This window comes from Sphingomonas sp. SORGH_AS_0789, assembly GCF_031453055.1.
Classification (GTDB): Bacteria; Pseudomonadota; Alphaproteobacteria; order Sphingomonadales; family Sphingomonadaceae; genus Sphingomonas.
Genome location: NZ_JAVIYV010000001.1, coordinates 3005585 through 3020796, shown reverse-complemented (window position 1 = coordinate 3020796; position 15212 = coordinate 3005585). Strand labels below are relative to the sequence as shown.

The window sequence follows — 15212 nt, the reverse complement described above, 5'->3', positions numbered from 1 at the left end:
TAACAGCTATGTTGCAGGTGCGAAAGCAGATTGCTGGCCCGGATGAACCGGGCTAGCCATCACATGCCTGGACAGCGGCGGAGCGTCCTTATGCCGGCTATGGGAAATCAGAATACGATGAGTTTCGCGACAGCGCTGACGGATGAAATGTCGCTCGCCGGGGCTATCCACCGGCGGAACGTCCGCATCCGGCTGTATGTCGCGCTGATGATGATCGACGTGATCGCGATCAGCCTGGGCTTTCTGGTGGCCAGCCTGTTCCGCGACGGCCAGTGGCTGTCGTTCAGCGGCATCGACCTGGCCTATCCGATCCTACCCATCTACCTGATCATCGCGTTCAACAGCGAGGCCTATGGCCGCGACGCGCTGACCAGCGGGACGATCTCGCTGCGCCGGTCGCTGACGCCGCTGGCGATCACCTTCTTCGCGGCGATGACGCTGATCTTCTTCTTCAAGGCCGGGCCCGAACTGTCGCGCGTCGCGCTGGCGATCGGCATGGCGAGCAGCGCGGTCTTCATGGCGGCGATGCGCATGACGCTGGTCATCATGGTCCGCCCGACCGCCGCGCCCAAGCTGGTCGCCGAACTGCTGATCGTCGACGACATGACGCGTGAGGAATGGTCCGAGCCGCAGCTGTGCGATACCGTCTTCTCCAAGGAGGTCGGGGTCGAGCCCGATCTCGAAAACCCCTATATGCTCCACCGCCTGGCCGAGCTGCTGGCGAAATATGAGCGCGTGGTCGTCCGCTGCGCCCCCAATCGCCAGCATGACTGGGCGCTGCTGCTGCGCGGCGCGGCGGTGGACGGCGAGATCCTGATCCCCGGCTTCGGCTCGCTCGGCGTGCTCGGGCTGACCGATTTCAAGGGCCGCCAGACGCTCGTCGTGGCGCAGGGGCCGCTCAGCTATCGCGACATGTTCAAGAAGCGCATGCTCGATCTGCTGATCACCGTGCCGCTGGTCATCGCGCTGACCCCGATGCTGCTGCTGATTGCGTTGGCGGTGAAGCTCGACTCGCCGGGTCCCGTGCTGTTCCGCCAGGAACGGATCGGGCGCGGCAACCGCATCTTCCACATCTTGAAGTTCCGCTCGATGCGGGTCGAGAGCAGCGATGCCAAGGGCAACACCTCCGCCTCGCGCGACGACAAGCGGATCACCCGCGTCGGCGGCTTCATCCGCAAGACCAGCATCGACGAGCTGCCGCAGCTGCTGAACGTCCTGCTGGGCGACATGAGCCTGGTCGGCCCACGTCCGCACGCACTGGGCTCGCTCGCCGGAGACCAGCTGTTCTGGGAGGTCGACCGCCAATATTGGCAGCGTCACGCGCTGAAGCCCGGCATCACCGGACTGGCGCAGGTGCGCGGCTTCCGGGGGGCGACGCACCGCGACGTCGACCTGAAGAACCGCCTGCGCGCCGATCTGGAATATCTGCACGGCTGGAGCCTGGCACGGGACATCTCGATCCTGTTCCGCACGGCCGCGGTTCTGGTGCACAAGAACGCCTATTGACGGGAAAGCCGGTCGCGCCGGGGGGCGCCGTTGGACAACGAGGGAGACACCACGTGAAACGACGATCATCCCCCGCATCGCTGGTTCGGCTCGGCGGCCGTGTGCTGGCCTGCGCCACCCTGCTGGTCGGGACCCAGTCCGCCTGCTCCGGACAGGCGGCGGGCACGCTGCCCGACGGCCCGCTGACCAGACGCGCCACGCCGCTGATCGTCGGGGTGGGCGTGCATTTCGGCATTGGCGGCCAATTCGGCTATGAGCCCGCCCCCACCGCCAGGGCGATCGACGAGCTGGGCGTCGCCTCGTTCCGCGACGACATCCCCTGGGTCGCCTTCAAGCAGAAGGGGCTGGCGGTTCCCGGCGACATCTCGCCCCGACAACAGGCGATGGTCGCCGCCACCCGCGCGCGGCCGCTGTGGATCCTCACCTATACCCACCCCGCCGTCGATGGCGGCAAGGCGCCGGTATCCGATACGGCGCGGCGTGCCTTTGCCGCCTTCAATCAGGACGCCGTGCGCGTCACCGAGGCGCGCCAGCCGCTTTACGAAATCTGGAACGAGTGGAATCTGAACGCCGCGCCCGAACGCGGGATGCTGCGCGGGGCGGGCACCGCCGACGATCCGCGTTCGGGCATCAACTATGCCCGGCTCGCCAATCAGGCGACGCGCGCGATCCGCGCGGTCGATCCCAAGGCCATGATCCTGGTCGGCGCGGCGGGCGAGGACAAGGGCTGGGCCTGGGTTCGCTCGGTCGCCGCCAATGGCGGGCTGGCCGGGGCGAGCGCGCTGTCGGTCCATTATTACAACCAGTGCGAGCCGGTGGCGAAGCGGACCGGCGCCGATGCGATCGGCCAGATCGAGGCGCTGCACCGCGCGCTGCCGACGACCGATGGCCATGCGCTGCCCATCTATGTCACCGAGCTGGGCTGGCCGACCACCACGGGCGGCCCCTGCGGCGATATCGCGCCCGAGCGCGCGGCGGACAATGTCGCGCAATTCCTGCTATGGTCGGCCGCGACGCCCTGGATGGGCGGCGTCTGGGTCTATCAGCTGAAGGATCAGGGACGGCGGCCAAGCGAGATGGAGGATAATTTCGGCCTCTACACCTATGACTATCGCCCGAAGCCCGCCGCCTGTGCGGTGCGCGAGGCGACGGCGCTGGCGTCCGCGGGCAAGGCGTGGCGGGTGGACCGGTCGCAGCCGGGCATCACCGCCGTGCGCGTCGACGGGGCGGAGGGTTCGAAGATGATCGTCTGGACCGACGCGCCGGACGATCGGCTCGTCCTGAAATTCTCGGGGTCGGTGCGCTATCGCCCGATCTGCGGACAAGCGGGTCAAGGCGCGGCGGTGCCGGTCGGCTATCGTCCGGTCGTGATCGCACTCGGCGCGGCGAAGGCCACCGCGCCGCGCTTCGAACGGCAATAGCTCAGCTGAGGAGCAGGTCGGCGAGCGAGACCATCATCGTGCCGCCGAGAAAGGTCATCGCGGCGAACAGCGCGAGACGGGCGCGGGGCGACCATTTTTCCTCGACCGACTCACCACGGCCGGCGATCGGCATGATTCGGACCTGGGCATGCGACACGGGCGACGGCGCCCCCGCCAGCGCATGGACATTGTCGGCGAGCGCCGAGCCGACACTGCCCGCAGGCAGCGGACGGAGGAAACAGGCGCCATATGCCCCGTCATTTTTCCATTTCACCCGCGCCTCGCGCAGGCCGATGCCGGGAATGCCGATCATCACGGTCTGGTTGACCGAAAGCTCTACCGAGCCGTCGATCCGACAGCCCTCGCGATGGAGGTTCGAGATCAGGATGGGCAGCGAATCGCCGTCGTCGGCCACGCGGACGGTGCCTTCGCGCTGGATCGGCACGCGGACTTCCTCGCGACGCTCGGTCGGGTCCTGCCACGCGATATTCTCGGGGATGCCCACGCTATCTCTTCCTCACGCTCACCGCCCCGTCGACGGTCCGTTGCGCGTATAGGACGAAATTCGTTTCCAAATGCTTTAAATCGGCACTGACATTGCCGGATTTCGGCCGGATGCTGCCGGACCGGCAATCGATCAGCCGCGGAAATAGCCGCGATACCAGTCGGCGAAGCGGCCGAGGCCCTCCTGCAATCGGACGCGCGGGGCATATCCCGTCAGCGCGTGGAGCCGCGAGACATCGGCATAGGTGGCCGTCACGTCCCCCGGCTGCATCGGCTTCATGATCTTCACCGCCTCGCGGTCCAGCGCGTGTTCCAGCGTCGCGATCATCTCCATCAGGCCGACCGGATGGCTGCCGCCGATATTCAATATGCGGTGTCCCCCCGTCTCGGGCGGACGGTCGAGCGCGCCGACGATGCCGTCGACGATGTCGTCGATATAGGTGAAGTCGCGCGCCATCCGCCCTTCCCCGTAAACCTCGATCGGCTGGCCCGCCATGATCCGGTCGGTGAACGAGAAATAGGCCATGTCGGGCCGCCCCCAGGGGCCATAGACGGTGAAGAACCGCAATCCCGTCTGCGGAAAGCCATAGAGCGCGGCATAGGACTGGCTCATCAACTCGCAGGCGCGCTTGGTCGCGGCATAGAGCGAGACGGGGCTGGCGGCGGGTTCGTCCTCGCGAAATCCCTGCCCGCCCATCGGCTTGTCGCCATAGACCGAACTGGACGAGGCATAGACCAGATGGACGAAGCCGGGTTCATGGCGACACGCCTCCATCACCGCCAGATGTCCGGCCAGGTTGGAGCGTTCATAGGCGAAGGGATTCGCGATGCTGTAGCGCACGCCCGCCTGCGCGGCGAGGTGGACGACGCGGGTGACGCCCCGTTCGCGGACCAGACCGGCGACCGCCTCGGCATCGGCCACGTCCATCCGGTGGAACGCGAAGCCCTCTCGCCCCTCGAAGGTCGCGAGCCGGGCCTGCTTCAACGCCGGGTCGTAATAGTCGTTGACGATGTCGACACCGACCACCGTCTCGCCGCGGTCGAGCAGCCGGTGTGCGGTGGCGTGACCGATGAACCCGGCCACGCCCGTGACGAGAATGGGTGCGTTCTCGCGCATTGCCGCCACCGGGTCAGATGCCGCCCGGCACCACGTCGCGCCCCGTCGCCTCCAGCGCGCGGGTCAGATCGGCCAGGCACGTTTCCATCAGCGCGGGGTCGGGACTGCGCACGACGAAATTGGCGCCGGTGCGACCTTCGCGGAAAAAGGGATAGCTGCCGATGGCGACGCCCTCATGCGCCTTTTCGGTCGTGCGGAGCAGATCGGCCACCTCGCTCTCCCCCACCCAGCAGCCGACCGTGCCCGACACCACCGGCCGCCCGCCCTCCAGCGTGCCGGTCAGCGCATCGAGCATCCCCGCCGTGATATGCGGCACGCCCGCCATGATGAAGATATTGTCGATCCGGATGCCCGGCGCGCCCGACACGCGGTTGGGGATCAGCGTGGCCCCTTCCGGCGTCCGCGCCATCCGCGCGCGGGCCGGGGTCACGCCGCCGCGCGTGGTGTAATAATCCTCCAGGATCGCCCGCGCCTCGGGATGTTCGATCACCGCCACGCCCAGCGCCGCCGCGATCGCATCGACCGTGATGTCGTCATGCGTCGGGCCGATCCCGCCGGTGGTGAAAAGATAGTCGTTGCGCGCGCGCAGCGTGTTGACCGCCTCGGCGATGGCATCCGGCTGGTCCGCGACGACCCGCACCTCGGCCAGCCTGATGCCCTGCACGTTCAGCCAGGTCGCCAGTTGCGCGATGTTGCGGTCCTGGGTGCGGCCAGAGAGGATTTCGTCGCCGATGACGATCAGCGCGGCGGTCCAGATACGCTCGGAGGCGGGGTCGGCTTGCATGGTGCCGGACATAGCCTCGCAAAAGCCGCGATGCCACGCTATATCGCGACCATGACCGAATATGTGACCGTTTCCGCCAACGCGCCCGAGGGGCGGACCGGCGCGATCAAGCTGTGGGGCCGCGAGGCGTTCGATGGCATGCACAAGGCGGGCCGCCTGGCCGCCGAGACGCTGGACATGCTCGTGCCCCATATGGTGCCGGGCGTCGCCACCGCCGAGATCGACCGGCTGATCCACCAGTTCATCCTGGAACGCGGCGGCGTGCCCGCGACGCTGGGCTATCGCGGCTATACCCATTCGACCTGCATCTCGATCAACCATGTCGTCTGCCACGGCATTCCGTCCGAAAAGACGCTGAAGTCGGGCGATATCGTCAATGTCGACGTGACTCCGATCGTCGACGGCTGGCACGGCGACACCAGCCGCATGTACCTGATCGGCGACGTGCCGCTGAAGGCGCGCAAGCTGGTCGAGGTCACCTATGAATGCCTGATGCTGGGCATCGAGCAGGCCAGGCCCGGCAACCATATGGGCGATGTGGCCAACGCCATCCAGCGCCATGCCGAGAAGCATCGTTACGGCGTGGTCCGCGATTTCTGCGGCCATGGCCTGGGCCTGTTGTTCCATGACGCGCCCGAGGTCGTCCATGTCGGTCGCCCCGGCACCGGCCCCGAGCTGAAGCCGGGCATGATCTTCACCATCGAGCCGATGATCAATATCGGCCGCCCCGACGTGAAGCTGCTCGACGATGGCTGGACGGCGGTGACGCGCGACCGCTCGCTCTCAGCGCAGTTCGAGCATTCGATCGGCATCACCGAAGACGGCTGCGAGATCTTCACGCTCAGCCCGGCGGGCTTCACCCAGCCGCCTTATAGCTGAGCCGGTCATGCTGGGCGCGATCCGGGTTGCGGCACGCGACCGCGCCCGCCTGGCCGAGGTGATCGCCACCGCCTCGCGCTTCGGGCTGGACGTGTTGCTGGCACGCATCGGGCTCGACCCGGCGCGGCGGGACCCGGATGCCCTGCCCTTCGACCTGCCCGCAAGGACGCGCGCGGCCATGGAGGCGCTGGGCCCGGTCTGGGTCAAGCTGGGCCAGATCCTCGCCACCCGCGCCGACCTGTTGCCGCCCGAATGGATCGCCGAACTCGAAAAGCTGCATAGCGAGGCGCCGCGCCTCCCCTTCGCGCAGTTGCGCGATCAGGTCGAGGCGGCGCTGGGCGAGCCGCCCGAGAGCGCCTTTGCCCGGTTCGATCCCGAACCGCTGGCCGCCGCGTCGATCGCGCAGGTTCACCGCGCGGCGCTCCACGACGGGACCGAGGTCGTCCTGAAAATTCGCCGTCCCGGCATCCGCGCCATCATGGAGGCCGACCTTCGCCTGCTGACCCAGATCGCCGCGATGGTCGAGGCGGCCAATGCCGAGGCGCGTCGATACGGCGCGATGCGGATGATCCGCGCGCTGGGCCGCGACATCCTGGAAGAGCTGGACTTCACCAACGAAGGTCGCAACGCCGACCGGCTGCGCGAGGATTTCGCGGGCGAGCCGCGCGTGGTCGTGCCGGTCATCCACTGGTCGCACAGTTCGGAAACGCTGCTGGTGATGGACTTCATCGCGGGCGTGCCGCCGCGCAATGCCGCGACGTTGGAAGCGGCGGGGATCGATCCCGCCGCCATCGCCTCGGCGGGGGCGGACATCGTGCTCGACATGACGCTGATCAACGGGCGTTTTCATGGCGACCCGCATCCGGGCAACCTCCTTTGCCTGCCGGGCAACCGCATCGCGTTGCTCGACCTGGGCCTGATCGGCCATGTCAGCCCGCGTCGCCGCGAAGAGGTGATCGCCTTTACCCAGTCGATCGCGAACAGCGACCCGACCTTGCTGGCGGAGACGCTGAGACACTGGTCGCAAACCGATGATATCGCCCCCGAACGGTTCCAGGCGGTCGCCGACCGGCTGGTCGCGCGGCATGGCGGCGGCGCGTTGCGGCTGGCGGCGATCCTGGCCGATATCTTCCCCGTACTTCGCGAGGAACGGATCGTCCTGCAACCCGACATGCTGCTGCTGTTCAAGGCGCTGATCACCATCGACGGCGTGTTGAGCGGCATCCAACCCGATTTCGACCTGTCCGCCGCGCTGCGCCGGGCAAGCGCCCGGATCGTCGAGGCGCGCCTGTCGCCCGAACGCTGGACGCGGCGCGCGGCGGCGCTGGCGCTGGAACTGGACCGGCTGGGCGACGACCTGCCCCGGCTGATCCGGGCGACGACCCGCAAGCTGGAAAGCGAGGCCCCCGCCGTCTCGACCACCGGGGTCGAGGCCGCGATCCGCACCGGCGCGGGCTGGATCGCGGGCGCGCTGGCCCTGTCGGGGGTGGCGATCGCGGTGGCGATGCGGCTGGGTTAATCCAGCCGCCGCAGTTGTTCGCCAAGCGCGAAGGGCTGGCGGCGATACGCCTGCCGCCAGTCGACACCCGAGCGTTCGAGCATCTCCGCCTCGATCGCGCCATAGACATAAAGCGCGCTGCGCTTCCACGTCTTGAAACCCTGCTCGCGAATCGCCCTCAGGCTCGTCGCCAGCCCCGCCCACCGGTCGAGCGCATCGGCGCGCATCGCGGCGTCCCCCTGCCGCGCCAGCGTCAGCTCGGTCCAGCGTGCGACGCCCTCCTGCCCGACCTGAAATTCGTAATAGAGCCGGTCATCGGCGCTGACCCGCGCCAGCGCCGTCTCGCGCGCCGCGACATAGGCCTTTCTCGCCGCAAGGCGCTGCTCGGTCGATGGGGCGGTCAGAAAGGCGAGACCCGCCTCCCCCATGGCGAGGAAGGCCTCCCCGACCTTTGGATCGGCATAGGGAAAGGGATAGTTCAGCATCCAGCCGCCATCGGAACCCAGCGATCTGCCGACAGCCCGCACGGCCTGGGCATAGCCCGGCAAATGCGATTGATAGAGGTGGAACGCCTCGTGGAGTATCGTGGCTTTCCAATAGGCTGGACTCATCTCCAGCGTCGCGGGATAGCCGATCGCGATGCTCTCACCGCCGGGAAACACGGGATATGCCGCCGCAAGATCGGGGCTCAGCCGGCGAGGCCTGACCTGTAGATGGCACTTCGTCAGCGGGTCGCGCCCGGCGGCCGTAAAGCCCTTGACCGCCGCGTGACAGAACAGGGTCTCGCGATCCGCGCCGATCAGCATCAGGTCCAGCGGCACCTTGCCGAATCCCGGCCACAGCCGATCCCCCGCCCCGCGATAGAGGCGCTGAACCTCCGCCAGCATCGCCCGCTCGGGTCGGGGCGGCATTGGCGCCCCCGCCAGCGCCGCGCCCATCAGCATCGATAGGATCATCGGATCCCGCCCCCCGCAATTGGTCCCATCGGATAGCAGCACATCATTCGACACAGCGATAGTGACGAACCCGCGACACCTCGCTAAAGGCGCGGGCCATGACCGAGATCACGCCCCAGATCGTCGCCGACCACGGCCTGTCCGAAGAAGAATATCAGCGCGTGCTGAACGCGCTGGGCCGCGAGCCCAATCTCGTGGAGCTCGGCATCTTCTCGGTCATGTGGTCCGAGCATTGCAGCTACAAGTCCAGCCGCATCCACCTGAAGAAGCTGCCCACCGAAGGGCCCCAGGTGATCTGCGGTCCCGGCGAGAATGCGGGCGTCATCGACATCGGCGACGGCCAGGCCGCCATCTTCAAGATGGAGAGCCACAACCACCCCTCGTATATCGAACCCTATCAGGGTGCGGCGACGGGCGTGGGCGGCATCCTGCGCGACGTGTTCACCATGGGCGCGCGGCCGGTCGCGAACCTGAACGCGCTGCGTTTCGGGCGGCCCGATCACCCCAAGATGCGCCACCTGATCTCGGGCGTGGTGCACGGCATCGGCGGCTATGGCAATTGCGTCGGCGTGCCGACCGTGGGCGGCGAAGTGAACTTCCACCCGGCCTATGACGGCAACATCCTGGTCAATGCGATGACCGTGGGCGTCGCCGATCAGGACAAGATCTTCTATTCGGCGGCCAGCGGCGTCGGCAATCCCATCGTCTATGTCGGGTCGAAGACCGGCCGCGACGGCATCCACGGCGCGACCATGGCCTCGGCCGATTTCGGCGAGGACGCGGAGGCCAAGCGCCCGACCGTGCAGGTCGGCGACCCCTTCACCGAAAAGCTGCTGATCGAGGCGTGCCTCGAACTCATGGCCTCGGACGCGATCGTCGCGATCCAGGACATGGGCGCGGCGGGCCTGACCTCGTCGTCGGTCGAGATGGCGTCCAAGGGCGGCGTCGGCATCGAGCTGATCATGGACGACGTGCCCCAGCGCGAAGAGGGCATGACGGCCTATGAAATGATGCTGTCGGAGAGCCAGGAGCGGATGCTCATGGTCCTGAAGCCCGGTCGCGAGGATTTCGCCGAGGCGATCTTCCGCAAATGGGAACTCGACTTCGCGGTCATCGGCCACGTCACCGAGACGGGCCGCATGGTCCTGCGCCACAAGGGCGAGATCGTCTGCAACATCCCGCTCGCGCCGCTGGCCGACGACGCGCCGCTCTACGACCGCCCGCATGTCCCGACCGAGGTTCCCGCCGCGATCGCCTCGCCCGGCTGCCAGGACCCGGCGGCGGACCTGCTCAAGCTGATGGGCTCGCCCGACATCGCCTCGCGCCGGTGGATCTGGGAGCAATATGACCATATGGTCGGCGGCGACACGGTGCAGCGCCCCGGTGGCGACGCCGCCGTGGTCCGCGTCCATGGCACGCAAAAGGGGCTCGCGATGAGCACCGACTGCACGCCGCGCTATTGCTATGCCGATCCGGTCACCGGCGGCATGCAGGCGGTGGTCGAGACGTGGCGCAACATCACCGCGGTCGGCGCCAAGCCGCTCGCCATCACCAACTGCCTCAACTTCGCCAATCCCCAGCGTCCCGAGATCATGGGCCAGATCGTCGGCTGCCTCGAGGGCATGAGCCAGGCCTGCCGCGCGCTCGACTACCCGATCGTGTCGGGCAACGTCTCGCTCTACAACGAGTCGAAGGCGACCGGCGGCGGCTCGGCGATCCTGCCGACCCCGGCGATCGGTGGCGTCGGCCTGATGGCCGACTGGTCCAAGTCGGCGACGGTGGCGTTCAAGGGCACCGGCGACGTCATCGTCCTGATCGGCACGCCCAAGGGTGAGATCGGCCAGTCGCTGTGGCTGCGCGAGGTCCATGGGCTGGAGGGCCGGGACGCGGGTCCGCCGCCGTCGATCGACCTGGATGCCGAGCGTCGTACCGGCGACCTGGTCCGCGAGTCGATCACCGCAGGCCATCTGACCGCCGTGCACGACGTGTCGGACGGCGGCATCGCGGTGACGGTCGCGGAAATGGCGCTGGCGGGCAATATCGGCGCGCTGATCCAGTTCCCGGAGACGGGCGGGGCCTGCCGCCAGCTCTTCGCCGAAGATCAGGGCCTCTATATCGCCACGGTCGAGGATACCGCGCTGGTCGACTTCCTGGCGAACGCGCATCAGGCCGGGGTCGAGGTCGAGCGGATCGGCCGCACGGCGGGCAGCCGCCTGATCTTCGAGCGCGAGGATGGCGATTTCGTCGTCGCGCTAGACGATCTGCGCCGCGCGCATGAGGGCTTCTTCCCGGCGCTGATGGGCGCCGACGCAGCCCTCGCCTAAGGTTCCGGCGGGGCCCCGGCCATGGGTCGGGGCCCCGTGCAGGAGCGAAGGATCGCATAGCCGATCGCCGCCGCCAGGATCGAGGCGATCAGCACCCCCAGCGACGCCGCCTCGCGCATCTCGCCATCGCCAAAGGCCAGCCCGGCGATGAACAGCGAGATGGTGAAGCCGATCCCGGCCAGCGCCCCTACCCCGGTCACCATACGCCACGTCACCCGATCGGGACGCCGTGCCAGGCCGATCGCGCTGGCCGCCCAGGTAAAGCCTAGAAACCCCAGCGGCTTGCCCACGACCAGCCCCAGCACCACGCCGATGACGAGCGGGCTGGCCACCATCGCCAGCAGATCGCCCGACAGATGGATGCGCACATTGGACAGCGCGAACAGCGGCAGCACGACATAATTGACCCAGGGCGTCAGCACCTCGATCAACCGGCTGCTGGCGACGCGGGTCGCCGACGCCATTTCCTGAAGATAGCCCAGCCCCTCCTCGGCGCGCTCGCGCTGTTGATGCTCCTCCTCGTCATCCTCCGCACGCTCGGCGGCGCCATGGGCATGTTTGAACTCGTCCACCCGGCGCTGGACCCGCTCGGCGAAGGCCGCCTGGGCGAGTCGCGGCGCGACCGGCACGGTCAGGCCGATCAGCACGCCCGCGATGGTCGCGTGAATCCCCGACTCGAGCACCCCGCCCCAGACGATCAGCGCGAGGAGCACGTAGGGCACCGAGGACACCCAGCCGATCCGTCGCAGCCCGACGATCCCCGCCAGCGCCGCGCCCGCCACGACCAGCCCGATCGGATCGATCGCGTCGCTATAGGCAAAGGCGATGACCAGCAGCCCGCCGACATCGTCCACCGCCGCGAATGCCAGCATCAGCGCGCGCAGGCCGACCGGCAGGCTGGTCGCGAACAGCGCGATCAGGGCCAGGCCGAAGGCGGTATCGGTCGTGATCACCGTGCCCCAGCCCGGCTGGGCGGCGCCTCCGCCCGCCACCAGCAAGTACAGGCCGATCGGCACCGCCATGCCCCCGATCGCCCCCGCCAGCGGAAAGGCCGCGCTTCGCCATTGCGACAGGGCCCCGTCGACCAGCTCGCGCTTCACATCGGCGCCGACGATGACGAAGAACAGCGGCAGCAGCGCATGGTCGATCCATTCGGCCAGCCGATGCGACACCGCCCGGTCGCCAAAGGCGATGCGGACCGGCATGTCCCAGAACCGCTCATAGGCGTGAGCGGTGCCGATATTGGTCAGGACCAGCGCCAGGATGGTGGCGATCAGCAAGGGGCCGCCCGTGACCTCGCTTCCCGCGAAGAAGGGCTCGACCCGGCGGAGGAACGCCGAGGCCAGCGGCGAATGATGCGCGCGGGCGGAGGCGCGTCCGGTCAGGCGAGGCGATAATCCCATCCCTGGCCAATGCTTCGCGGTCGCCGGCAGTTGCATCCAGCGCGCCGCCAGCTAATCCGACAGGCCGCAACGGAGCCCGTGCTTGTCCGATCCCGCCCCCCTTTCGCCCGCCATGACCACCGATCGCGGGCGGCTGTTGACCCTCGATGCGTTGCGCGGGGTGGCGGTGATGGCGATCCTGATCGCCAACATGCCGGGCTTCGCGCTGCCCGACCCGGCCTATTCCAATCCTGCGGCATGGGGCGATGCGGGACCGGGCGACATCGCCGTCTGGCTGTTGACCGAGATCTTCGTCAACGGGCGGATGCGCGGGCTGTTCTCGCTGCTGTTCGGCGCCTCCACGCTGCTGATCCTCCAGCGCGCTGACCAGGCCGGGCTGAACGGCGCGTCGCTGCACCTGCGGCGGATGGGGGTGTTGTTCGTGCTGGGCATGATCCACCGGACTTTCATCTGGACCGGCGACATATTGGTGCATTACGCGCTGGTCGGGGTCGTCGCGCTGGCCTTTGTCGGGCTGTCCGTGCGACGGCTGTGCATCGCCGCGCTGCTCATGGCGGGGCTGTCGATGCTGCTCGGCTGGCTGGACTGTGCGAGCCTGCTGGCCGCCTCGGCCCGCGATACGCCCCAGGCGGTCGCGCTGTGGAATGCTTATCAGGTCGCATTCGGCACGCCCGGCGCGGCCGCGCTGGCGCCGGAGATTGCCGCGATGCGCGGGCCATGGAGCGCCGCCACCGCATTTCGCCTGGACAATAATGGCGACCCGCTGTTCGACCTGATGACGATCGGGCCGGATACGTTGAGCGCGATGCTGATCGGCATGGCGGCGCTGAAATCGGGTTTCCTGACCGGGGCCTGGCCGCGCGCCCGCTATCGCCGCTGGACGATCGTCGCGATGGCGCTGTCGCTGCCCGCCTATGCGGCCATGGCGATCACCACCATGGCGAGCGGCTTCGACGTCCGCGCGGTGTCGCTGGCGGAGTTGTTCCTGAACGTGCCCTTCCGGCTGATCGGGACGGTCGGCTATGCCGCGCTGATCCTCCTGCTGCTGCGCCCCGGCGGGTGGTGGACGACCCGGATCGCGGCCGCCGGGCGGATGGCGTTCACCAATTATATCGCGACCAGCCTCGTGATGACCTTCATCTTTTACGGCCATGGCTTGGGGCAGTTCGCTCGCTGGGACCGGGCGGCCATCTATCTGCTGGTTCCGCCGATGTGGGGGCTGATGCTGCTCTGGTCCAAGCCCTGTCTCGACCGGTTCGGTCAGGGGCCGCTGGAAAAATTGTGGCGTCTGGCGACGCGCGGGCACCCCAAGAACAGCTGACTTTTTCTGCAAACGAGTTGCAAGAGCCTTGCGATCCACTCTCATTAGCGCTACGAAGACAGTGCTTCTCAGGGAGATGGTCTTGGTCGTCTGCGTCTGTAATGCCATTCGGGAATCCCAGGTCCGCGACGCGGCCCGTGCGGGATCGGTCACCCCCTGCCAGATGTATCGCGCGCTGGGCCGCCAGCCCAAATGCGGCCAGTGCGCCGTCCTGGCCCGCGCGATCATCGACGAGGAACGCACCGCCGCCTGACGCGCCCGGCATCCTCGCTGCCGGGTTTTACGTCCCTCCCGCCGCTCCGGGACAGGGATCATCTTCCATCCCCGCTGGTTGAGCGGGAAGATCACCCGATCTTCTCGTGGGTTAGCGCCGGAAGGATGGATTATGAGCGATATCGACACCTCTCGGCGCGGCGTGTTGGGCGGCGCGGCCTTGGGTCTTGCGGGCGCGGTCGCCCCCGGTGCGGCGCTGGCGCAGGCGGCGGCCCCCGCCTCGGTCCCCAGCCTGCGCGATCCCCGCAACGCCTATACCCGCACCCCCTTCCCCGAACAGCGCCAGCCCTGGCCCGCCTTGGCCAGCAAGATGACTCCCCGCCCCGATCATGGCGAGACCAGCTATCGCGGATCGGGCAAGCTGACCGGCCGCAAGGCGCTGCTGACCGGCGGGGACAGCGGCATCGGCCGCGCCGCCGCCATCGCCTTCGCGCGCGAGGGGGCCGATGTCGCGATCAACTATCACCCCAGCGAGGAACCCGATGCGCGCGAGGTCGCCGACCTGATCCGGCAGGCGGGGCGCAAGGCGGTGCTGCTGCCCGCCGACATCCGCACGCAAAAGGCCTGCGAGGACACGGTCCGCAAGGCGATCGCTCAGCTCGGCGGGCTCGACCTGCTCGTCAACAATGCCGCCTATCAGCAGTCGAAGGCGGACATCATGGAGATCAGCGACGAACAGTTCGTCCGCACCTATGAGACCAATGTCTATCACGTGTTCCGCTTTTCCAAGGCGGCGATCCCGTCGATGCCGCCGGGGTCGGTCATCATCAACACCATCTCGCAAAACTCCTATGACCCCGGCGAGGACCTGATCGACTATGCCTCGACCAAGGCGGCAATCCAGAACCTGACGCGCGGCATGGCCAAGCAGCTCGCCAAGAAGGGCATCCGGGTGAACGCGGTGTCCCCCGGCCCGATCTGGACGCCGCTTCAGGTCGCGGGCGGCCAGTTGCCGGGCAAGATGCACGAGTTCGGGCAGGACACTTCGCTGGGTCGGGCGGGCCAGCCCGCCGAACTGGCCTCGCTCTATGTCGCGCTGGCCTCGGGCGAGGCGAGCTATTCGACCGGCACCGCCGTCGGCGCGCATGGGGGCAAGGGTTTCCCGTAACCCCAAGGCCGCTCCCCACCCTTTCGTCAACCGCCCTGCAATCGATGACTGTAATCGGGTTATCCCGTTATGCCGCGCGCATGCGCTTTCCTAATCGGCCCCCCGCACCACGAACGAC

At 68.0% G+C, this 15212-nt stretch carries 13 protein-coding genes; 8 read left to right on the top strand and 5 right to left on the bottom strand.

Features of this window, described 5'->3' with window-relative positions:
• Positions 1-117: 117 nt before the first annotated feature.
• A complete protein-coding gene (locus QE360_RS13845) occupies positions 118-1506 on the top strand; it encodes an exopolysaccharide biosynthesis polyprenyl glycosylphosphotransferase (protein ID WP_309702367.1) in 1389 nt (462 codons plus the stop codon).
• Between the two features lie 53 nt (positions 1507-1559).
• A complete protein-coding gene (locus tag QE360_RS13840; protein ID WP_309702366.1) occupies positions 1560-2927 on the top strand; it encodes a cellulase family glycosylhydrolase in 1368 nt (455 codons plus the stop codon).
• A gap of 1 nt (position 2928) precedes the next feature.
• Here QE360_RS13840 and QE360_RS13835 read toward each other — a convergent pair whose 3' ends face one another.
• The 3 genes from QE360_RS13835 to QE360_RS13825 all read right to left on the bottom strand — a co-directional run bounded on the left by QE360_RS13835 (position 2929) and on the right by QE360_RS13825 (position 5332).
• Positions 2929-3432 carry a hypothetical protein gene (locus QE360_RS13835; protein WP_309702364.1) on the bottom strand — a complete coding sequence of 168 codons (504 nt, stop codon included), beginning with the start codon at positions 3430-3432 and terminating at the stop codon, positions 2929-2931.
• A 132-nt stretch (positions 3433-3564) separates the two neighbouring features.
• Complete coding sequence (locus QE360_RS13830; RefSeq protein WP_309702362.1) at positions 3565-4548, bottom strand: NAD-dependent epimerase/dehydratase family protein; 984 nt, start codon at positions 4546-4548, stop codon at positions 3565-3567.
• Positions 4549-4561: 13 nt separating this feature from the next.
• Entirely contained in the window at positions 4562-5332 is a 771-nt protein-coding gene (locus QE360_RS13825; RefSeq protein WP_309702360.1) for a molybdopterin-binding protein, read from the bottom strand.
• Positions 5333-5383: 51 nt separating this feature from the next.
• Between QE360_RS13825 and map the strand changes: the two genes are divergently transcribed.
• Both map and QE360_RS13815 read left to right on the top strand, forming a co-directional pair.
• Positions 5384-6211 (top strand): type I methionyl aminopeptidase, encoded by an 828-nt coding sequence (map, locus tag QE360_RS13820; RefSeq protein ID WP_307104535.1) that lies wholly within the window; start codon positions 5384-5386, stop codon positions 6209-6211.
• A 7-nt stretch (positions 6212-6218) separates the two neighbouring features.
• The gene (locus tag QE360_RS13815; RefSeq protein WP_309702358.1) at positions 6219-7730 is read left to right on the top strand and encodes an AarF/UbiB family protein; all 1512 of its coding nucleotides are present in this window, start codon (positions 6219-6221) and stop codon (positions 7728-7730) included.
• Here QE360_RS13815 and QE360_RS13810 read toward each other — a convergent pair.
• Complete coding sequence (locus QE360_RS13810; protein WP_309702356.1) at positions 7727-8665, bottom strand: hypothetical protein; 939 nt, start codon at positions 8663-8665, stop codon at positions 7727-7729. The genes QE360_RS13815 and QE360_RS13810 overlap by 4 nt on opposite strands.
• 98 nt (positions 8666-8763) lie before the next feature.
• Here QE360_RS13810 and purL point away from each other — a divergent pair, with 98 nt between their 5' ends.
• Positions 8764-10989, top strand: a complete 2226-nt coding sequence (gene purL, locus QE360_RS13805; RefSeq protein ID WP_309702353.1) for a phosphoribosylformylglycinamidine synthase subunit PurL — start codon at positions 8764-8766, stop codon at positions 10987-10989.
• Here purL and nhaA read toward each other — a convergent pair.
• A complete protein-coding gene (nhaA, locus tag QE360_RS13800; RefSeq protein WP_309702351.1) occupies positions 10986-12392 on the bottom strand; it encodes a Na+/H+ antiporter NhaA in 1407 nt (468 codons plus the stop codon). The two genes, purL and nhaA, sit on opposite strands and share 4 nt — an antisense overlap.
• 82 nt (positions 12393-12474) lie before the next feature.
• Here nhaA and QE360_RS13795 point away from each other — a divergent pair, with 82 nt between their 5' ends.
• The 3 genes from QE360_RS13795 to QE360_RS13785 all read left to right on the top strand — a co-directional run bounded on the left by QE360_RS13795 (position 12475) and on the right by QE360_RS13785 (position 15094).
• Positions 12475-13713, top strand: coding sequence for a DUF418 domain-containing protein (locus QE360_RS13795; RefSeq protein ID WP_309702349.1), 1239 nt, complete (start codon positions 12475-12477; stop codon positions 13711-13713).
• An 82-nt stretch (positions 13714-13795) separates the two neighbouring features.
• Positions 13796-13966 (top strand): (2Fe-2S)-binding protein, encoded by a 171-nt coding sequence (locus tag QE360_RS13790; protein WP_309695797.1) that lies wholly within the window; start codon positions 13796-13798, stop codon positions 13964-13966.
• 132 nt (positions 13967-14098) lie between these two features.
• Complete coding sequence (locus tag QE360_RS13785) at positions 14099-15094, top strand: SDR family oxidoreductase (RefSeq protein ID WP_309702346.1); 996 nt, start codon at positions 14099-14101, stop codon at positions 15092-15094.
• Positions 15095-15212: the final 118 nt, after the last annotated feature.

Coding starts and splice junctions, on each gene's coding strand:
- QE360_RS13845 (WP_309702367.1), top strand. CDS start 118: ATGAGTTTCGCGACAGCGCTGACGGATGAAATGTCGCTCGCCGGGGCT.
- QE360_RS13830 (WP_309702362.1), bottom strand. CDS start 4,548: ATGCGCGAGAACGCACCCATTCTCGTCACGGGCGTGGCCGGGTTCATC.
- QE360_RS13825 (WP_309702360.1), bottom strand. CDS start 5,332: ATGCAAGCCGACCCCGCCTCCGAGCGTATCTGGACCGCCGCGCTGATC.
- map (WP_307104535.1), top strand. CDS start 5,384: ATGACCGAATATGTGACCGTTTCCGCCAACGCGCCCGAGGGGCGGACC.
- QE360_RS13815 (WP_309702358.1), top strand. CDS start 6,219: ATGCTGGGCGCGATCCGGGTTGCGGCACGCGACCGCGCCCGCCTGGCC.
- QE360_RS13810 (WP_309702356.1), bottom strand. CDS start 8,665: ATGATCCTATCGATGCTGATGGGCGCGGCGCTGGCGGGGGCGCCAATG.
- purL (WP_309702353.1), top strand. CDS start 8,764: ATGACCGAGATCACGCCCCAGATCGTCGCCGACCACGGCCTGTCCGAA.
- nhaA (WP_309702351.1), bottom strand. CDS start 12,392: ATGGGATTATCGCCTCGCCTGACCGGACGCGCCTCCGCCCGCGCGCAT.
- QE360_RS13785 (WP_309702346.1), top strand. CDS start 14,099: ATGAGCGATATCGACACCTCTCGGCGCGGCGTGTTGGGCGGCGCGGCC.